Raw genomic sequence first — 19,994 nt, 5'->3', positions numbered from 1 at the left:
ACATCATGAAATTAAGTATACTGGATCAATCTCCTTTGATTGGAGATGCGACGCCTGCTGAGGCGCTGAAGCAAACCGTCGAGCTGGCGAAGCAGGCAGAGAAATGGGGTTATCATCGATTTTGGGTATCAGAGCATCACTTTTCAAACCGGCTCGCAGGATCGAGTCCAGAGGTGCTTCTCGGTCATTTATCAGCTGTGACGTCACATATCCGTATTGGCTCAGGCGGCGTCATGCTTCCCCACTACAGTGCCTATAAAGTAGCAGAGAACTTCAGAGTGCTCGAAGCCTTGGCTCCGGGCAGAATCGATCTTGGCATTGGACGTGCTCCTGGAGGTATGCCGATCTCCTCCATTGCCCTTCATCATGGAGAACGGAAGCGACTTGGTGATCAATACCCTGAGCAGGTAGAAGAATTAAGGGTGTATTTACATGATTTAGCCGATGAATTTTATCCGCTGCCTCACCTGACCGCTTCTCCGAAAGTAGAAACTGCCCCAGAGGTATGGATGTTAGGTTCCTCTGGAGGAAGTGCACGGCTTGCCGCAAAAGCAGGTGCAGGCTATACGTTTGCTCTTTTCATTAATGGAGAAGGCGGAGAAGACTCTGTGTCGCAGTATATCAGCCGATTTGAACCTTCGGAATTTGGTGATGAGCCGCGTGTCAGTCTTGCGGTCTTCGTTTTATGTGCAGAAACAGAGGAACAGGCAGAAAAATTGGCTGTCAGCTTAGATTTATCATTATTAGCCAATGAGCAAGGACAGAACCTTGGCGGCTTTCCTTCATTTGAACAGGCAAAGGCCTATTCCTACAGTCCATATGAACAAAAAAGAGTAGCAGCCAATCGACAGAGAATGGTTGTTGGCACACCATCTTCTGTGAAGCAGCAGCTGACAGCACTCGCAAAGGCGTATCGTACAGATGAAGTGATCGCTGTGACCATCACACATCACATACAAGACCGTCTCACATCATATCGTTTATTAAAAGAAGCTTTTGATGCATAACGTATGTCATTTTACCATTTGCGCAGCCAATAAAAAGGATAGAGTAGCATCATGGTGAGAATAAAGGCAGCTGTCACCGCCAAGCTAAGCGGATAAATGCAGGTGGTATAGACAGTCAGTTCACATGCTTGATGAAAAGGACGAGGCTGTTTTGTATGTAAAAAGGTAAAAAAATAAACCAAGGTGATCGTGAGAAAAAAAGCCGTCATAAAAGAAACGATCCATAGCCATATCAACATGAATTTCTCTTTCCTCCATACATGATAGAAAAGCCTTGTTGAGCTGATGGGCTCATACAAGGCTTTTTATGTGATTCTTATTTATTCAGGATAAATATCGAATGGTTCTTTCGTTTGAACCGTATCTGATTTGCCTTTCAGGCTTGCATACGCAAGCATTGTATACTCACCTGCTTCTAACTTCTGTCCTTTATTGATCGTGCCATTCCATTTCACACGATGCTCTCCTTTATCAACATGTTGATAAACTCCTGCTTCACCTAAATACTCTCCATCTGTCGAGTAGACGAGGAATGCAAGATTTTCAGCACCGCCTGGGAGATAGCTGCTAATAACATAGCTTCCAGCACGGTTATCCGGCTCTACGGAAACCGAAGTGACGCGCGGGTAATCAGGCTCTTTTACAATCAATAAAGTAGGGATTTCAGTGACCTTTCTGCCATTTTCGCGAATGGTGATACTGCCTTGGTACGTTCCTTTTTTCGTTTTTCCATAATTCACTTGTACTGCGGAAGTAAAGGACCCTGTGGAATTCCCTTTTACTGTGATTTTTTTCGTGCCGTTTGTGCTAATGCCGTTGCCATCGAACTTGTAATCAATGGTATAGGTTTTCGGTGCTTTTGACAGGTTTTCTACTTTGAACTTCTTCGTTTTGATTTGAACGCCCTTTTCTTTTAAGAAAGTGCCGTACGAATAGCTTGCATCAGACACAATAGAAGACGCTTGAAGTGATTCGATGATTCGAACGCTGCCTGTGCCCTGCGTATTGTGAGGGAACGGGCTGCCATTTGGGTCATACAATGTTTCTGCTGTATTCATCATCAGCGCTTTAATTTGCTCTGTAGAATACGATGGTTTTGCTTGTTTAATAATCGCTGCTACTCCGGCTACATGAGGAGATGCCATGCTTGTTCCTTGCTTCGATCCATAGCCGTATGGCTGAGAAGGATCGTGTGTCGGAATGGTGCTGACAATACTCACGCCAGGTGCTGAAAGATCTGGTTTGATCATCCACGTATCGACAACAGGTCCGCGAGATGAGAAGTCAGCGACTTGTTCACTTAACTCTTTCACAAATTGAATCGAGAAAGTCGTTGTATTGTTACCAGCCTCAATGGCTTTAACAAGCGCTGTTCCTTCTGCTTTTGACAGCTTAATCGTCGGAAGGGCCAGACCTGGTACATCCACAGGGATTTCTCCATCGGTATTGTTGTACATGACAACGCCGATCGCACCAGCAGCTTTCGCATTGTCCACTTTATCAACAAAGGCAATGGCTCCACGTTCAATCACTGCCACCTTTCCTTTGACATCGATGTTTTCAAAAGCTTTTTCGTCACCGATGCCTGCTTGGACGAGTGTGACTTGTTTTTGGTCAAGTGCTTTTAAATCATTTTCTTGATAGTAGCCCATCACTTTTGCCGTTGAATAGTTCGGGAATTTCACGTTGTATAGACTGTACGGAAGCTGAGTGGCTCCGACAGAAATAGCATCTCTTGATGTCCCAGGAGATCCAACGGTCCAGCTGTTTGGCCCGCTGTTTCCATTTGATGTCACAGCGACAACCCCTTCAGACATGGCCCAATCCAGTGCGATGCTTGTTGCATAATCAGGGTTATTCACACTGTTTCCAAGAGAGAGGTTCATGACATCGGCTCCGTCAGTGACAGCCCGGTCGATGCCTGCTAGGACATTTTCAGTTGTTCCTGATCCGCCTGGTCCAAGGACACGGTAGGCGAGAAGGGTAGCATCTTTTGCGACACCTTTAATTTGTCCATTTGCCGCAATTGTTCCTGCGACGTGTGTACCATGATCTGTCGATTCGCCTCTAGGATCTCCTTTTGGTGTTTCTTGTGGAGAATAGTCATTATCAACAAAGTCATAGCCTTTGTATAATCCGAAGTTTCCTTTTAAATCAGGGTGGGTATAATCTACTCCAGTATCAATGACAGCGACTTTTACTCCTTTTCCAGAGTAGCCGGCATCCCAAGCTTTTGGTGCACCGATAAATGGGGCGCTTTTATCCATGAGTGGAGAGACATCCTCATTTGGAAGCTGGACGCTTTTCTTTTTCACTTCATCTGTTTGATATGTAACATCCGGATAAACGGCTTTTACTCCGTCAACTGCGAGTAGTTTCGGGATTTCGTTTGCAGGAAGTTTCATAGAGAAACCAGAGAAGACTTTTTCATATTCTTGATGAACACTCGCTTTATCTAGCTTTTTGAGTGCTGCATTCTTTACTTTAGTTCGAGATTTTTTGAGGGAGGCCTTTGTTTGTGCTTCGCCTTCTTGCTTGGCTTCAACTAAGGATTTTTCCTTTAATTCAACAATGACAGTGGTGTGTTTTCTAGACTTAACATTGATTTCGCCGAAGATTTCTGCTTTTTCCAGTTCCACCTGTTTGTTCGATGGAGCGGCAGCAGCCTGACCTGAAAAGAATGTGGATAAGGTAAAAATAGTGGAGAACAATAGAACAGAAGAACGAGAGATTACTTTTTTCAATTAATTTTCCCCTTTCTAGCTGTGTATTTAGGGAGATAGCCTTTCTTTTTGTGGATAAATAGGAAAGATTCACTGCCCGTTATTAAGTATTCCATACGATGAAACCAATTCCTTTACTGAAATGGTCTTATTTTACATAGTCATAAAGAACTATTTTGTTTATAAAGTCACACTTATGCACAATAATCTGTTGATAACTCGATTATTCAGATATATATATGGAAAATAAAAAAATCTCATACACAAAATCTAGTAAGAGGGTGTTGATATGTGGATAAACCCTGTTGATAAGATGTGCTTATCTTTGGGATAGTGTGTGTATAAAATTTTCATAGAAACATTGTGGAACATGATCATCTTCTGCACTTTTCAACAAAACTTCTGAAAACTAGTTCGTTTTTTCACCCAGATTGTGACAAACCTCTCTTTTTTCTCGGGATATGATAGGAACAGTTAATTTGCTAGAACTGCTAGATTCTAAGTAAATCGGAGGGATGTTCAGTGAAGAAATGGAAGAACTGGTTGAGTGTATGGTTTGGTTTTGTGATGAATGTGCTTGTGAATCCTGGTGAGCTGCTGAAGAAGCAGGGGGTGAAAGTGGCAGCAGTGGATGGAGGATTCTTTCTTGCGATGAATGAGAGAAAGCTAGAGAAACTGGCAGATGAAAAGAAAAAGAAGCGCAGGATAGAAAAGCCGTTTCAAGAAAGTCTGATGATGCTTTATGAAAAGACAACGAGAGAGGCTCGTGCCGGTCCGTTCTTATCTTTACAGAAAAGTTGAAACAGGGTAAAATCCCACATAAGACACGTTATCTGTGGGAGAGGATGCCCCTTGAAGATATATAAAATATTGAATAACAATGCAGTGGTTGTAAAGGAGGGTGATCAGGAGAAAATTGTGATGGGGCCCGGAATTGCTTTTCAGAAGGGGAAAAATGACGTCGTTCCCGTTCAAAAAATAGAGAAGATTTTTGTTGTGCGTGAAGAAAATGAGAAATTCAAACAAATTCTTGCGACATTGCCAGAAGCGCATATTGAGGTGGCAGAGCATATTATTAGTTATGCAGAGGGTGAACTCATGATGCCGCTCAGTGATCATATCCACATTTCACTGACAGATCATTTATCCTTTGCCATTGAACGCGTTCAAAAAGGCATTGTGCTATATAATAAATTGCTTGGTGAGATCAAAGTCTTATATAAGCAGGAATATGATATTGGAAAGTATGCCATTCGTTATGTAAAGGAGCGGCTTGGGGTTGACCTGCCGGACGATGAGGCAGGGTATGTGGCACTTCATATTCATACGGCCAAAATGAATACGGAGTCCATGAAGAAGACGGTCAAATACACAACGATGATCAAAGAAATGATCGAGCATATCGAAAGCGTTTTTGAGCGCTCGATTGATGAGGATAGTATTTCATATCAGCGGCTTGTGACACATTTGAGGTATGCATTAGGCAGGTTGGAATCAAATGAAGCATTTCAAATCATGGACGATGACATGCTGACTTTTATCCAAACAAAGTATGATTCGGCTTACCGGTGTGCACTTGGACTGGCTGATTTGCTGAAAAAAGAATATGGACTTCATCTCCCTGAATCGGAGATCGGCTACATCACGCTGCATGTCCAGCGTCTGCAGGATGCCGAATTGGTGTAAAGGTTGTGCCTGTCCGCAGGCTTTTTTTTATGCACACTACTCTAATTAGTGTATATGGGTCATTTGATTCGAAAAAATAGGTTGACGCAGGTCACGCTCTTATACTATGATGAAAGCGTAATCAAAAACCAATATCGTGGGATTGTGACTGTCAGGCAGGCAAGACCTAAAATTTGCGTAACGAGGGGACGTGTATGTCCTTTAATCGTTAGTGAATTTTAGGTCTTTTTTGTTTTAAAAAAAGGGGGAGACAACATGGATTATCAAAAAACAGCCAAAGAATTAACAACATTATTAGGCGGCAAAGAAAATGTCATTAGCGCAACACATTGTGCCACACGACTCCGATTGGTGATGAAAGATGAGGCGTTGATTGACAAAGATGCCATTGAAGAACTTGAGGGTGTGAAGGGTGCCTTCTCAAGCTCGGGTCAATTCCAGATCATATTTGGAACAGGTTCTGTCAACAAAGTATATGAGCCTTTTGCTCGTGAGGCGGGTCTTGAGGCAGACGACGAGAATCAAAAACCTGCCAGCCATGATGAAGCCGTGAAGCAAAAAATGAATCCACTTGCACGTTTTGCCAAGACGCTATCGAATATTTTTGTACCAATCATTCCAGCAATTGTAGCAAGCGGTTTATTAATGGGCCTATTAGGCATGATGAAAGCCTTCAAATGGGCTGATCCAAGCTCTGCCATCTTCCAAATGCTAGATATGTTCTCAAGTGCTGCCTTTATCATTTTACCGATTTTAATTGGGGTTAGTGCAGCCAAAGAGTTTGGTGGAAATCCATATTTAGGAGCCGTCATTGGGGGCATTATGATTCACCCGAGCTTGCTGAATCCATGGGGACTGACAGACGCAAAACCAGAATATATGCATCTATTCAACTTTGATATTGCTCTTCTTGGTTACCAAGGAACGGTCATTCCCGTGTTATTGACTGTGTATATCATGTGCGTGATTGAAAAGAATTTAAGAAAAGTTGTGCCGAACAGTATTGATTTACTTGTGACACCGTTTGTGACGGTGATTGTGACTGGATTTGTGACGTTTATTGCTGTAGGACCGCTAGGAAGAATGCTCGGTACAGGAATCTCAAATGCACTCACTTATGTTTATGACCATGCAGGATTCTTAGCTGGACTGATTTTCGGAGGAGCTTATTCTTTAATTGTACTGACAGGTGTTCATCATAGCTTCCATGCGATTGAGGCAGGACTTCTGAATGATATTGGACGGAATTATTTGCTGCCGATCTGGGCCATGTCCAACGTCGCTCAAGGCGGAGCAGGGCTGGCGGTCTTTTTCTTAGCAAAGCGTGCAAAAACGAAAGAAATTGCATTACCAGCAGCATTTTCTGCTTTCTTAGGTATTACTGAGCCGGTCATATTCGGTGTGAATCTTCGTTATCGTAAGCCATTTATTGCTGCAATGATCGGAGGTGCATTAGGCGGGGCGTTTGTCGTCTTCACGAAGGTAGCCGCCAACGCTTATGGTTTAACAGGGATTCCGATGATTGCCATTGCAGCCCCATTCGGTTTACAAAATGTGGTAAATTATGTTATTGGTATGTTAATAGCTGTTGCTGTTTCATTTATTCTTACCATCATCTTTAAAGTCAAAGAAGTCGAAAAATAATCAAGGAGTGGTCACCAGTGATGACAATAACGGACGCAGCACTTCGTCAAAAGGTAACAGATCGTATTCGAAACTATGAGCATTTGGTGAAAAAAGATGTGTACCGTCAGAACTTCCATTTAATGCCCCCAGTTGGTCTTTTAAATGACCCAAATGGATTGATTCAGTGGAAGGGAGTCTATCATGTGTTTTATCAGTGGCAGCCATTTAAAACAGGACATGGTGCAAAATTCTGGGGTCACTACACATCAACCGATCTAGTGAATTGGAAGCATGAAGAGGCTGCCCTCACGCCAAGTGATTGGTTTGATCAAAATGGCTGTTATTCTGGCAGTGCAGTCATTGACGATGGTCGTATGTATGTGATGTATACCGGAAATGTCCGTGATGAGCAAGGGAACCGTGAGACATATCAATGTTTAGCTGTTTCAGAGGATGGAGTTCATTTTGAGAAAAAAGGTGTCGTGGCGACTTTGCCAGCAGGATTCACTGCACATTTTCGTGACCCGAAGGTGTGGAAGCGGAATGGAAAGTGGTACATGGTCCTTGGAGCACAAAGTGAAGATCTCAAAGGACATCTTGTCTTATTCACATCTGATACATTAGACAATTGGACGTTTCAAGGCATTATTGCAGGCAGTGGAAAGAATGGATTAGATCATTTCGGATACATGTGGGAATGTCCGGATCTGTTTGAATTAGACGGTCAGGATGTATTGATCGTGTCACCACAGGGGTTGAAGCCTGATGGATTCAAATACAACAATACACATCAATCTGGTTATTTTGTTGGTACATTGGATGATCGTACCTACCAATATACACATGGAGCGTTTGAGGAGCTGGATCGTGGCTTTGACTTTTATGCACAGCAGACTTTTCAAGATGAATCGGGCAGACGCATTTTAATGGGATGGATGGGTGTACCAGATCAAGGGGAAGAGCATCATCCAACCATTTCTTATCAATGGATCCATTGTTTGACGATTCCGAGAGAGCTTCGTTTAGATGATGAAGGACGTCTTATTCAAAAGCCGGTAAGTGAACTTCGATCTATGCGGACAAATGAGCAGGAGCATGTTTTTCACGTTAAACGATCTGTTCATTCCATTCCTGTTGAAGATATGACGAGCGCAGAGGTATTCATTGATCAAATTGAAACACAAAAAGGGTTTGAATGCTGTATCCGTGCTGCTGCTCGTATCATTTATGATAAAGATGAAGGCAAACTAACGTTAGAGCGAGATCGATTTGAAGATCGAACAAAGGAAGTTCGTGCAGTAGAAATTGAGGAATTACAGGATCTGCATATCTTTATTGATGCATCATCGATTGAGATTTTTGTCAACGGAGGCCGGGAAGTATTTACTGCACGTTACTTTCCTTCCCCGGGAAATAAATCAATCTCCATCAGTGGTAGAAATGAAACGAAGCTTAAATTGAAGACGTGGCATTTGCAAAAAGAAGCAGATCAATGATCTGCTTTTTCTAGTGAGATCAACCTGTATCTTAAAGCCTATATCATGTATATACAAGTTTGGCCTAAAGCGGTTTGATGACGTTTTACATATATGATAACAGGTTCAATTATGGTATCATTTTAAAATATATACAGCTGAGGCTGACGTTTATCCAAATGCGGTAGGACAAAAAGGGGTTGTTTACTTGAATTCAAAACAGCAGCCGACGACTAGAAAACGCTTGGAGACAATGGCAGATCATGTTGAAGATAAACGTGAAGAATATAAAGAATTGCTGATTCAAGTCCAATCTATTCTCGGTGAACCTTCTCTAGAGCAGGAAGAATTAAAAGAGAAGCTGTCAGATACGTATAAACAAATGAAAGAATATGCCTTATTTGTTGAATCCATTGAAGCCTTTATTCGAAAAATGGCGAAAGAATCCGATCAGCAAAAGTAGGTAAAAAAGTATGGTGAAAGAGTGTACCTGGGTGCGGGTATGCTTTTTTTATTTTAGTCAGATTATTCAGAAATTTAAATGAAAGCGTTGACATTCCTTTTGTCATGGTACAAAATAAATAAAAATTCATCTGAGCATATACAGGAGGAACGATATGAACCATGCAACCAAGAAATGTCTGATCACCTTTATCATTGTGCTATTTTCTATGAGTTTTCTTCATCCTTCCGTTTCATCTGCCCGAACGCAACACACATCATTTTTTACACCTACTGCCTCCGTACCATCTGGTCAATATTATCGCTCACAAGAGGTGGCACTCCATTCCCAGGTGCCAAAAGCTTCTCTTTATTACACAACAGATGGCAGCCAGCCGACAACTCAAAGTCAGCGATATACAAAGCCTATTCATATCGATACCGATACGACTTTGAAAGTAAGCGTTTACAAAAATAGACATCGCTTAGCTACGTCTACATACAATTATCGTTTTGTCACACGAGAGGACATTGCCTCATCATTTTTATCTTTTGAATATCAAGGAATGCCTTATCGGTTATACATTCCGAAAAATCATAAGAGGGGTAAAGCTTATCCTCTCGTCCTGTTCTTACATGGAGGAGGGGAGCGGGGAACTGATAATCAAAAGCAGTTACTTGCAAATGATGGTGCAGTCTTATGGGCTTCTCCTGAAGTTCAAAAGAAACATCCTGCATACGTACTAGCACCTCAGGCTCGAAATGCTGTGGATGGGGGTTTTGCTTTAACAAGAAACGCGCAAAATGAAATCGACCTGACAAATGTGTTTCAATTTTCACCAGATTTACACAAAGCGTATGAAGTGCTTCAGCATGTGTTAACTTCTTATAAGATTGATCAGAAAAGGATTTATGCGACTGGTTTATCTCAAGGCGGATTTGGCTCGTATCAGTTAAACATCACATATCCTCGTTTGTTTGCAGCGATGATTCCTATTGCGGGGGGTGCAGATCCAAGTAAGGCAGGAATTTTAGCGAACAAGCCAATATGGGCATTTCATGCAGAGGATGATTCCATTATTCCTATCAGTTATGCGAGAAATACAATTCAAGCGATTCAAAAAGCTGGTGGAAGACCGATTTATACCGAGTATGCAAGCAAGTATGGGTATGATCATGCATCATGGACGCCTGCTTATGAGACGCCAGGCTTAACAGATTGGTTATTTGCACAGAGACTCAGCTTACGATAAACAAAAAAAACCGATTCACCCAAGCGGCGGATCGGTTTTTTTTGTTTTATTTGTCCAAACGATGTGCGGAATGTTTCGTTGGTCCGATGTATTCGTTTAGTTGGAAAGAGCCTTTAATGGCAGCTGTGATGAATTCTTTTGCTGCATAAATGGCTTCTTTCACGTCTGAGCCGTTGGCTAGTTCAGCTGTGACTGCGGCTGAGAATGTGCAGCCTGCGCCGTGTGTGTACTCTGTGTCGATCTTGTCTGTTTCAAGGCGTTCGAAGGTTTGTCCATCATAAAGCAAGTCAATCGCTTTATCTGGGCTTAGCTTACCGCCGCCAGTGATGACCACATATTTTGCACCAAGTTCATGGATGCGTTTTGCGGCTTCTTCCATTTGTTCCATCGTTTTGATCTCACCAATGCCGCTTAATTGACCTGCTTCGAAAAGGTTAGGTGTGATAACTGTCGCCAGTGGCGTGAGCTTTTCGCGCAATGCTTCAGCATGCTCTGGGTAAAGGACTTCGTTCGCACCTTTACATACCATAACAGGATCAATGACGACATTTTTCAGCTCATATGTTTTGATCGTTTCAGCTGCGAGTTCAATGACGTCAACTGTTGGTAGCATACCTGTTTTTAACGCATCTACACCGATGCCTTCCACGATCGTTGAGAGCTGTGCGCGGATGGTTGATGTATCGATTGGAAACACTTGATGATCCCAGTTGTTATGAGGATCCATTGCAACGACAACGGTTAAAGCTGTCATCCCGTAGACGTTTTTTTCTTGAAACGTTTTTAAATCTGCTTGGATACCTGCACCGCCGCTTGAATCCGAACCTGCAATGGTGAGTGCTTTATTCATAGACATAGTTGCTGAACCTCCAATGTGATGTGTAACAGTTACTGTTCTATCCCTTATTATAATCAGCTTTTCCATTTATCACAATGAAACGGCATAAAAAAGCGTTCCACTCTTCATGGAACGCCTCATTCTTTATCTTTTACAAATCACCAATTTCCCTTTTTTCAGCTCCTCTAAAAGCGTTAAGGCTAATTCTTGATCGGCGCCGGTCGACATGATTTTGGCCATCAGTTCATCATCCCTGGTGCGAATGATATTGGCGATTTGATCTAAAATCCCTTGATCGACAGCTGTCATGCTCTTTGCTTCCGTGTACTCAGTAACGGTATCAGAGCGTTCGGGGTCATACGCAAACACAAACACATCGTCCTTTGCTGATTGTATCTGTTCGATCGTCTGTTTGGCTTCTTTACTATTCTCAACTGTGAAAAATTCCATCATCATCACTCCTTTTCATCAAAAATTCCCATTTTCTCGATCGATCAAACCGTCTTTTATATCATGAGAAGAAAGCCGATTTATGTTTTAATGAAAAAGACGAATCTATTAAAGGAGTTAGGCCGATATGAAGATTTCTTTATTAATTGTGACACATAACCGGCTGAGCGCATTGTGTGAACTGCTTGAATCCATCTCGAGACAAAGCGTACAGCCTTTTGAAATTGTGGTCGTAAATGATGCAGGAGAGCGAGTGGACGTGATTCAGGAACTCTATCCAGAGCTGCCAATCCGCTTGATTCATTTAGATGAGAATGTCCAGCATGTGAACGCAAGAAATGTTGGGGTGCGGGAGCTGACAGGTGACGTCATTATGCTGAGTGATGACGATGATTATTTTACACCTTGTCATATTGAACGTATGAGCAAGGCGCTGGAAGACGCTGATTTTGTCTTTTCGGATGCGGAAATTGTTTCGTTTGAAGAACGAGGTGCGACTCGTTTTCCAGTATCAAGACGTTTGTTTGCTTATACAGCGGACATTGAGGACATGCGTGTTTTTTCTACATATGTTCCTTCTGGCAGTATGTACAAACGCCGCATACATGATGAGATCGGCTATTTTGATCCAGCGATGCATCACTACTGGGACTGGGACTTTTTCCTGCGTGTTACGCAGCATGCACGAGCCAAACGAGTGCCAGCTGCCAGTGTGATCTATGCGTTCTTTGATGGTGGGGGCAATCAGTCGAGTGATCTTGGTGAAACAAGGAAGAACTATTTAGATGATCTGAGTGAAAAGCATGGATTGGGTGATTTGCCGACAGCGAATTTTGCTGTCCTATTAGAAGAACCAGCGATGAAAAAACGAGAATCAGAGAGTGAGATTGTATGGGATGGAAAACCGATGATCTCAAGATTGGCACAGCAGACAGAAGGAGGACAACCGCAATGAAGCCATTTTTAAATGATAGCTGGTGGGCTGTGATGAAAAGTGAATTTGAACAGCCATATTATCAGGAATTACGTGAGTGGGTAAAGGAAGAATATCGTACGCAGATCGTGTTTCCAAAGCCAGATGACATTTATCGTGCCCTCCATTTGACGTCGTATGAAGATGTGAAGGTCGTGATTTTGGGACAAGACCCTTATCATGGCCCAGGACAGGCACACGGATTAAGCTTTTCTGTTCAGCCTGGTGTCAAACATCCGCCATCTTTGAGAAATATTTTTCAGGAGCTAAAGGATGATCTCGGCTGTCCGGTCCCTAACCATGGCTCGCTTGTCAGCTGGGCAGAGCAGGGTGTCTTGCTGTTAAACACTGTGCTCACTGTAAGAAAAGGGGAAGCGAACTCGCATAAAGGCAAAGGCTGGGAACGTGTGACAGACCGCGTCATCGACGTCCTGAATGACCGAGATCAGCCAGTTGTTTTTGTGCTTTGGGGCAGACACGCGCAAAATAAAAAAGAACGCATTGATCAAAGCAAGCATTACATCATTGAGTCACCTCATCCAAGTCCTTTTTCTGCAAGAAACGGCTTTTTTGGCAGCCGTCCGTTCTCAAAAGTAAACGCCTATTTAAAGCAAATGGGGATCGATGAAATCAACTGGTGTATCAAGGACATCGAATCAAAATAGGACGAGGGAAAATCCCTTCGTCCTGTTTATTTTAAAAATTTGCGGACAATGTCGAGTCCGTTTTTCGCATTTGGATAGCGGAAAGAAAAATCAAAGCGATTGGTCTGGCGCAGGACGCTTTTTTCATGTGTAAAGGTGAAAAAGCTTTCTTTTCCATGATATCGTCCGATGCCGCTTTCACCAACGCCTCCAAATGGTAAATATGGAGTGGCGACATGCATCAGTGTATCATTAATGCAGCCCCCGCCAAATGAGAGGTTGTCTAGAATATAAGCTTCTGTTTCTTTATTTGTTGTAAATAAGTAAAGAGCGAGCGGCTTCGGTCTTGCCTTAATCATGTCAGCTGCCTCTTGAAGAGAACCAAATGTGATGACCGGCAAAATAGGTCCGAAAATTTCCTCCTGCATCACAGGATCTTCCCATGTAATGTGATCTAGAATGGTCGGTGCGATTTTGAGCTCTTGTTCATTGCGCTGTCCACCTGTCACCATCGTGCCATTTGAGAGAAATTGTGAAAGTCGATCAAAATGACGCTGGCTGACATTTTTTCCGAAATGCGGATTTGTTTCAGGCTGGTCCCCGTAAAAGTCTCGGATACAGGTCGTCATTTCACGCAATAGTTCTTCTTTGATCGATTCATGAACAAGTAAATAGTCTGGTGCAATACATGTTTGACCAGCATTTGTGAATTTACCAAAGGTGATTCGTTTCGCAGCGAGTTTGATGTCTGCATCAGGCATGACAATGCATGGACTTTTTCCGCCGAGCTCAAGTGTGACAGGTGTGAGATGTTTTGCGGCCGCTTCCATGACGACTTTGCCGACGGCTACACTCCCAGTAAAGAAAATATAATCAAAAGGCAGTTTCAGAAGCTCTGTGCTGACATCCACACCGCCTTCAACGACCGCTGCAAGATCTTCTTGAAACACGCTTTCCACAATCGTGCCAATCACGTTTGAGACGTGCGGCGTTAATTCTGACGGTTTTAAAGTAACGGCATTTCCCGCAGAAATGGCTCCAACTAATGGCGAAAGGGCCAATTGGAAAGGATAGTTCCAAGGGGCAATAATTAGAACACTTCCGTACGGTTCCTTAATGATCATACTTTTTGATCCGATATGGGTCAGAGGTGTTTTCGCGCGAGATGGTTTGGCCCATTTGTGAAGATGTTTGACGGTATGATTGATCTCTTCATATACCATGCCAATTTCTGTTGTATAGGCTTCCTGTTCGGATTTATGTAAATCATGGGCTAAGGCTTGTAATATGTCCTTTTCATGATGTTTAATGGCTTTTTTTAAATCGTTAAGAAGACGGATTCGATCTTGAACCGCTGGTGTTTGCACGTTTTTTTGTTTGTGAATGAGTTCAGTGAGTTTGCTCATCTTTCAGTCCTTTCAAAGACGATATTGTTTCTTTTTTATTATGTGTGAATCTTGGGTAAGGGTCAAATCAGAGGAACAGAAGCACACAGCTTTGAAAAAATGAGCCCATTCGGTTTGTTCATTTGGTAAAATAATGTTGGAAAACGAATTTTTTAGATTGGAGGGTCTACCCTTGAATATTCATATATCAAGTCTGCTTCAAAAAATGGAGGAAGCCATTCAAAAAGCAAAACAAAGTGGAAATGATGAAGAGGTGAAACGTCAAGCGGCGGTCATTTCTTCACTATGTGATGTCATTCTCGACACGTCATCACAGGTGCAAATGCCGCAGTCTTCGGTTATTTCACCACCTCCATCTATACAGACACCATCTGCACCGGCTGTGTCTACGGATCAAGCCATGCTAGAGAAATTGATGGGCACTAGCGGTGCAAAGAAATTTCAGCATAAAGAAGAGGGTCAACAAGAGAAAGATGGCAACGGTGACTCTATTTTTGATTTTTAATGGTCTTGTCACGACAAAGGGAAGGTGATCGGGTTGAAACTATTTTTGGGCGCCATTCAGTGGATGGCATTTTTTATCGCAGCTTCTATTGCTGTGCCGATTGCGATTGCACAAGCATTTGAATTAAATCAAGTGCAGTCGGCGGAACTGATTCAGAGTACATTCTTTTCACTTGGACTTGTGGCGATGGTGCAGTGTTTATGCGGTCATATGCTGCCGATCAATGAAAGTCCAGCAGGGCTGTGGTGGGGGGTATATACCCTTTATGCAGGCATGACAGGGACGATTTTTGCTACATATCCTGAAACCTTGCAAGCATTGCAAGGGGCGTTAATTTTTAGTGCAGCGTTCTTTTTTATTTTTAGTCTCTTTAAAATCATTAATTGGCTTGCGTCTTTATTTACGCCGGTTGTCACAGGTATTTATTTGCTGCTGCTTGTTGTGCAGTTAAGTCAGCCAATCATGAAAGGGCTGATGGGGATCGGCTATCGGGGAAATCAGGTAGATGGGCTTGTCTTTTGTCTATCGATCTTGATTATTGTCATCACCTTCATGATCAGCCGCTCAAAATGGCATTATTTAAGACAGTTTTCTGTGTTATTCGCACTTGCAGGCGGCTGGCTGTTATTTGCTTTACTCGGACTAGCGAAGCCTGTTCGCATTCCTGAGCAGATCATTGAGTTTCCAAAACTGTTTCCGTTTGGCATGCCGGTCTTTGACAGTGGACTGCTTGTCACGTCCTTTTTTATTACGATCTTACTCATAGTGAATATGCTGGCAAGTATTCGAATTGTGGAAAGTTCCGTCAAGGCATTTGGTGAACTGCGTGAGCGGAAACGAGCCAGACCGGCTGGTTTTGTCGCCGCATTTGGTCATTTGCTAAGCGGACTGATTGGTGCGATTGCGCCTGTTCCTATTTCAGGGGCAGCGGGTTTTATACAAACAACCAAAATTCCATCGAGAAAGCCATTTTTCCTTGGCAGTCTGCTCATTGTCCTCATTAGTTTATTTCCATTATTGATGAGCTTTTTCTCTGCATTGCCTTCACCTGTGGGGCTGGCTGTGAACTTTGTGGTGTTCTCTTCTATGATTGGGATTGCTATGTCTGAATTCGATCAGTATGAAAAAGAAGACATCCCGCGCATTCGATTTGTGCTTGGCATCGCTGTTTTAGCAGGCGTGGGCGCAATGTTTGTGCCACAAGGTGCATTGAAAGGCATGCATCCTGTGCTGATTTCTTTATTGAGCAATGGTCTTGTTCTTGGCACGCTGATTGCAATTGTGGTCGATCAAGTGCTGCTGCGAAAGAAGAAGAAATCCGACAATCTCGTGTCAGCATCATAGGAAAGTTGAATGTTGGATAAGACCCGCGCTATGATAAACATAATTGACGAGATAAGGAGAATGACGAATGAAACTATTTTTCATATTAGGTGCCATTAACGCCATGCTTGCGGTTGGTCTTGGAGCCTTCGGTGCACATGGATTGGAAGGGAAAATTCCTGAAAAGTATATTGAGATATGGAATAAAGGGGTTCAATATCAGATGTTCCATGCCATTGGCCTATTTATTGTCGCCTTTCTGGCAGATAAGCTGTCAGGTGTTTCCCTAGTGCCGACCGCTGGCTGGGTGATGCTGGCAGGCATTCTTTTCTTCTCAGGAAGCCTTTATGTGCTTGCCTTGACTCAGGTGAAGATTTTAGGTGCTATTACGCCAATTGGCGGAGTGGCGTTTATCGCTTCTTGGATCATGCTAGTGATTGCAGCAGCAAAAAATTTATAAGCTAGGAAAACCGATGCTCTCATAGGGGCATCGGTTTTTTTCTTAACTCCAATAAGGAGAATAGTTCGGAGGTGCTTGATAATAAGGTACATAGTGGGAAGGGGGGACAGGGTGAGTTTGTGCCTCTTCCTCCCGGTGGCAGAAAGGTCCGATAAACACACCAGGCTTCACAGGCTGCGTCGCCTGTTTCCACTGCGTTTCGTTCATGCAATAAGTATGTGCCATGATGTGAGAAGGCGTGAGGGTTAGAAGGTCTGAACCTAAGATGACTTCTGGTGTCGATGCGTTAAAAATGGCTAACAAATGGGTTTTGTCCTGTAAGGCGACTTCGTAATGCCACCAGCCTTGTGGCACATTGGCTACCTGCCCGGGGGTAATGGTGTAGGTGGACAGCTTTTTTGTAAAAGGGTTCAGCATGGATACAGCAGCAGAGCCGGCGATACAATAAACAAGCTCGGCAGCATTTTGATGATAATGAGGCTCTACTACTTTGCTTTTACTCAAATATATATCCAGCAGAGATACTTGATCGAGCGAATTTAATTGTTTTTTTCCTAAAACATTAATCAGGTTGTGTTGGTCATATTTCACAAGGGGGCTTTGATTCAAATCAAATGAATATTTGACATTCGGCGATGTATAATCCAGCTCAACAGTCATTGATGTCACCTCTAGGCGTTTAATAAAAACTACTAGGCATCTTATGAGCCTTCCCCCGAAGGTGTGTCAAAAACCTAGACAAAAGAAAAAAGCAAGGGCGTCTGCACCTTGCTGCTAATATGACCTTGAGGTTATCTCGGAGAATACGTAGACATCGAGTATGGATAGTCATATTGAATTTCCCCATCAAACGTAATGTAATCAAGATAGATCGTTAACAATAAGTATCGTGTCCCTGTTTTGTTATCACTGATGATAATGTGATCACGTCCTGCGGCCTCAATGACCCCTCTAAAAATCTTAGAGTTCCATTCTTTACTTGCCTCAAACGTCATATAGATCGTGGCTACTTTGCCGCGGTTTAATCGTAAAATATTTTCAATATAGGACTGCTCAAGCGGCAGCTGACCGGTGACGTTCTGCTGATAAATCGGTCCAGAAGGAATTTGATAGGGCTGCCCGCCACTTTGCCCACCTTGGCCTCCTTGTGAAGTACCAGTAGACGGCATTGGCGAATACCCCTGCTGCATTTGACCTTGCATTTGACCCTGCGTTTGGGGAGGGACTGAATAACCCATCTGCTGCGCAGGATACGGATTTGCTCCATATTGTTGCTGGCGAAAATCTTGACCTTCGAAACCCGAACCTTGCCCAAATTGATTTTTCAATTTCATAACGTTCCTCCTCTTTCCTCATGGTGTTCTAAACAGAAGGCAGAAAAGCGCCTGTTGTTTCCATAGCATTCTTTTTCTCTTTCACACTATGAGACAGGAAGAGAGAATATGTACATTGAACGAAAAAAAGGAACTGCTTTGTGCAGTTCCTCAGTATTCAGACAAACCCCGTATTCGTACTGCCTAGACTGCAAAGGTTTCCAACAATCTAAGGAATGCCTCTTTACATCAACCAATTCATAGCCCGCTGCACGTCATAAAGAAGGGTCATGATGAGAAAAAATAAGGCGATCGGTGCGATGGCAATGATAAAGGCCTGCCATATTCTCAGCTTCATCACAGCAACAAGGCCTAAAACAGCCATCCCAAATATCCATGCCTTGGTATACGCATCAACCAGTGGTAAAACACTGAGATAATACCATACTTCATAGTGCTGGTCTAAATAGGGTGAGATTTTCACAAATGTATACGGACCAAGCAACCCCACAGTAAAAATCCAAGTAAGAGCAAATAAGGTGGAAGGAAAAATGACCGTCAGTGTGCAAGCTTTAAGCACATCTCGATACGGCGCTTTACTGCCAAAAAACAGTCGTCCTAACCACTGTAAAATGAATGAACCGAAAAATAGAAGAAAATTGCCTACTAAAATACCAAAACCTGCTCCGTGTAACAGAATAAAAGGATATGGAATATGATTGCCCATATACTCACTAAAATACCCTTCGTACATCCAGCTAGTACCAGCGATACTTGCAAGGAGTATCATCAGCCACATGGGAATAGAGGTATGTTCATATGAGCGAATAATCGTTTTTGTCGCGACAAAAATTTTAAAGAATCGAAAAAAACCTTTTGCTTCCTCTTCTTGGGAGAGATCACTCTTCATATACTCCAATGTACTTTACTCCTTTAATACACATAAATGATTACTTATATTACCAAAATTTTTACGTTTTTCAAAGATAGATCATGAAAAAAATCCAATTTTATAAAAAATAGGTCACTCTACAGTCTCTTTAAGAGGAGACACATATGATAACCATAGTTTAAAAGAGACCGAGGTGAAAACATTGACGAAAGTAACGGTCATTATGACGAGCTACAACAAAGCGGCCTACGTTGGCAGATCAATTGAAGCGGTGCTGCAGCAGACCTTGTCAGACCTTGAACTTTTTATCATGGATGATGGATCAAACGAACAAACCCTTGCTGCTATTGAGCCTTTCCGTAAAGATCCACGCGTCCATTTTATCCAAAGCGGGGTGAAAACGCTGGAGGAAAGAACGGCGAAAACCCGCTATGCCGTCCTCATTAATCAAGCATTAGAACAGGCAAAGGGCGAGTATATTTCCTATGCCACAGATGACAATGTCTACGCACCAGACCGTTTAGAGAAGCTCACGAATTATTTAGATGCTCGTCCGAATGAAGAAATTGTCTATTCTAGTTCAAAAGTTATCTATTTAAATAGCGAAAGAGAGCCAGTAAAGGAAACGATTCGACCTGCGCAAACGGTGCAGTGGAATGCACCTTGTGCTATTGATCACTGTTCAGTTGTACATCGTGCATCCATTTTAACAAAGATTCGAGCTGAGTTTGGATCCTACTGGGACGAGAGTCCGCATTTTTATCGAATAGGGGATGCCCGGTTCTTTTTTAGATTAAATCACTTTTATCCGTTCTACCCTTTTGATGAGGTATTGGATACAAACTACATCACAGAACAGTCTATTCATTATCAGTTGGCAGAAGAAGAGAAAAGCGATTTTATTCAAGCACTTCCTCCGCAGTCTACCTGCAGGGAGCTCCGCCATATATTAAAACAAAGACATGGGAGGTGACCTTAA

Annotated in this window: 21 protein-coding genes; 13 read left to right on the top strand and 8 right to left on the bottom strand. The window is 42.7% G+C overall.

Annotation, left to right across the window (positions count from 1 at the left end; all coding sequences use genetic code 11):
- Positions 1-2: 2 nt before the first annotated feature.
- Positions 3-1,007, top strand: coding sequence for an LLM class flavin-dependent oxidoreductase (locus FXF70_RS03430; RefSeq protein ID WP_289346073.1), 1,005 nt, complete (start codon positions 3-5; stop codon positions 1,005-1,007).
- 11 nt (positions 1,008-1,018) lie between these two features.
- Here the strand turns inward: FXF70_RS03430 and FXF70_RS03425 are convergent, their stop codons facing one another.
- Positions 1,019-1,246, bottom strand: coding sequence for a hypothetical protein (locus FXF70_RS03425; protein ID WP_148779831.1), 228 nt, complete (start codon positions 1,244-1,246; stop codon positions 1,019-1,021).
- Between the two features lie 81 nt (positions 1,247-1,327).
- Positions 1,328-3,751: a S8 family peptidase gene (locus tag FXF70_RS03420; protein ID WP_048001147.1), complete on the bottom strand. Its 2,424-nt coding sequence runs from the start codon at positions 3,749-3,751 to the stop codon at positions 1,328-1,330.
- A gap of 501 nt (positions 3,752-4,252) precedes the next feature.
- Here FXF70_RS03420 and FXF70_RS03415 point away from each other — a divergent pair.
- From FXF70_RS03415 to FXF70_RS03390, 6 genes are all read left to right on the top strand, one after another.
- Positions 4,253-4,531, top strand: coding sequence for a hypothetical protein (locus tag FXF70_RS03415; RefSeq protein ID WP_048001146.1), 279 nt, complete (start codon positions 4,253-4,255; stop codon positions 4,529-4,531).
- A 51-nt stretch (positions 4,532-4,582) separates the two neighbouring features.
- A complete protein-coding gene (locus FXF70_RS03410; protein WP_026050173.1) occupies positions 4,583-5,416 on the top strand; it encodes a PRD domain-containing protein in 834 nt (277 codons plus the stop codon).
- Between the two features lie 255 nt (positions 5,417-5,671).
- A complete protein-coding gene (locus tag FXF70_RS03405) occupies positions 5,672-7,060 on the top strand; it encodes a sucrose-specific PTS transporter subunit IIBC (protein ID WP_008345474.1) in 1,389 nt (462 codons plus the stop codon).
- Between the two features lie 20 nt (positions 7,061-7,080).
- Complete coding sequence (locus FXF70_RS03400; protein ID WP_148779926.1) at positions 7,081-8,538, top strand: sucrose-6-phosphate hydrolase; 1,458 nt, start codon at positions 7,081-7,083, stop codon at positions 8,536-8,538.
- 187 nt (positions 8,539-8,725) lie between these two features.
- Positions 8,726-8,980: a hypothetical protein gene (locus FXF70_RS03395; RefSeq protein ID WP_008359596.1), complete on the top strand. Its 255-nt coding sequence runs from the start codon at positions 8,726-8,728 to the stop codon at positions 8,978-8,980.
- A gap of 154 nt (positions 8,981-9,134) precedes the next feature.
- A complete protein-coding gene (locus FXF70_RS03390; RefSeq protein ID WP_148779830.1) occupies positions 9,135-10,211 on the top strand; it encodes a chitobiase/beta-hexosaminidase C-terminal domain-containing protein in 1,077 nt (358 codons plus the stop codon).
- A 46-nt stretch (positions 10,212-10,257) separates the two neighbouring features.
- On the opposite strand, the gene FXF70_RS03385 is transcribed toward FXF70_RS03390, so the two are convergent.
- The gene (locus FXF70_RS03385; RefSeq protein ID WP_008343648.1) at positions 10,258-11,067 is read right to left on the bottom strand and encodes a bifunctional hydroxymethylpyrimidine kinase/phosphomethylpyrimidine kinase; all 810 of its coding nucleotides are present in this window, start codon (positions 11,065-11,067) and stop codon (positions 10,258-10,260) included.
- A 126-nt stretch (positions 11,068-11,193) separates the two neighbouring features.
- Positions 11,194-11,499, bottom strand: a complete 306-nt coding sequence (locus FXF70_RS03380; RefSeq protein ID WP_017360126.1) for a general stress protein — start codon at positions 11,497-11,499, stop codon at positions 11,194-11,196.
- 127 nt (positions 11,500-11,626) lie between these two features.
- Between FXF70_RS03380 and FXF70_RS03375 the strand changes: the two genes are divergently transcribed.
- On the top strand, positions 11,627-12,454 hold the full coding sequence (locus tag FXF70_RS03375) for a glycosyltransferase family 2 protein (protein ID WP_007497795.1): 828 nt from the start codon (positions 11,627-11,629) through the stop codon (positions 12,452-12,454).
- Positions 12,451-13,137, top strand: coding sequence for a uracil-DNA glycosylase (locus tag FXF70_RS03370; protein ID WP_017360124.1), 687 nt, complete (start codon positions 12,451-12,453; stop codon positions 13,135-13,137). The genes FXF70_RS03375 and FXF70_RS03370 overlap by 4 nt, the downstream gene beginning before the upstream one ends.
- 26 nt (positions 13,138-13,163) lie before the next feature.
- Here FXF70_RS03370 and FXF70_RS03365 read toward each other — a convergent pair whose 3' ends face one another.
- Complete coding sequence (locus FXF70_RS03365; protein ID WP_148779829.1) at positions 13,164-14,522, bottom strand: aldehyde dehydrogenase; 1,359 nt, start codon at positions 14,520-14,522, stop codon at positions 13,164-13,166.
- Between the two features lie 172 nt (positions 14,523-14,694).
- Here FXF70_RS03365 and FXF70_RS03360 point away from each other — a divergent pair, with 172 nt between their 5' ends.
- The 3 genes from FXF70_RS03360 to FXF70_RS03350 all read left to right on the top strand — a co-directional run bounded on the left by FXF70_RS03360 (position 14,695) and on the right by FXF70_RS03350 (position 16,810).
- A complete protein-coding gene (locus tag FXF70_RS03360) occupies positions 14,695-15,027 on the top strand; it encodes a YwdI family protein (protein WP_008343634.1) in 333 nt (110 codons plus the stop codon).
- Between the two features lie 33 nt (positions 15,028-15,060).
- Positions 15,061-16,371 (top strand): purine/pyrimidine permease, encoded by a 1,311-nt coding sequence (locus tag FXF70_RS03355; protein WP_007497786.1) that lies wholly within the window; start codon positions 15,061-15,063, stop codon positions 16,369-16,371.
- Positions 16,372-16,438: 67 nt separating this feature from the next.
- Positions 16,439-16,810 (top strand): DUF423 domain-containing protein, encoded by a 372-nt coding sequence (locus FXF70_RS03350; protein ID WP_003215282.1) that lies wholly within the window; start codon positions 16,439-16,441, stop codon positions 16,808-16,810.
- Positions 16,811-16,852: 42 nt separating this feature from the next.
- Here the strand turns inward: FXF70_RS03350 and FXF70_RS03345 are convergent, their stop codons facing one another.
- From FXF70_RS03345 to FXF70_RS03335, 3 genes are all read right to left on the bottom strand, one after another.
- Entirely contained in the window at positions 16,853-17,470 is a 618-nt protein-coding gene (locus FXF70_RS03345) for a cupin domain-containing protein (RefSeq protein ID WP_007497783.1), read from the bottom strand.
- Positions 17,471-17,601: 131 nt separating this feature from the next.
- On the bottom strand, positions 17,602-18,144 hold the full coding sequence (gene gerQ / locus FXF70_RS03340; protein ID WP_007497781.1) for a spore coat protein GerQ: 543 nt from the start codon (positions 18,142-18,144) through the stop codon (positions 17,602-17,604).
- A 223-nt stretch (positions 18,145-18,367) separates the two neighbouring features.
- Complete coding sequence (locus FXF70_RS03335) at positions 18,368-19,042, bottom strand: YIP1 family protein (protein ID WP_007497779.1); 675 nt, start codon at positions 19,040-19,042, stop codon at positions 18,368-18,370.
- A 175-nt stretch (positions 19,043-19,217) separates the two neighbouring features.
- Here FXF70_RS03335 and FXF70_RS03330 point away from each other — a divergent pair, with 175 nt between their 5' ends.
- Entirely contained in the window at positions 19,218-19,988 is a 771-nt protein-coding gene (locus FXF70_RS03330; protein ID WP_025208175.1) for a glycosyltransferase family 2 protein, read from the top strand.
- Positions 19,989-19,994: the final 6 nt, after the last annotated feature.

The organism is Bacillus sp. Y3 (assembly GCF_008123875.1).
Classification (GTDB): domain Bacteria; phylum Bacillota; class Bacilli; order Bacillales; family Bacillaceae; genus Bacillus; species Bacillus altitudinis.
Note: the sequence above shows the minus strand (reverse complement) of the source record. Positions and strands in the feature narration are given on the sequence as shown.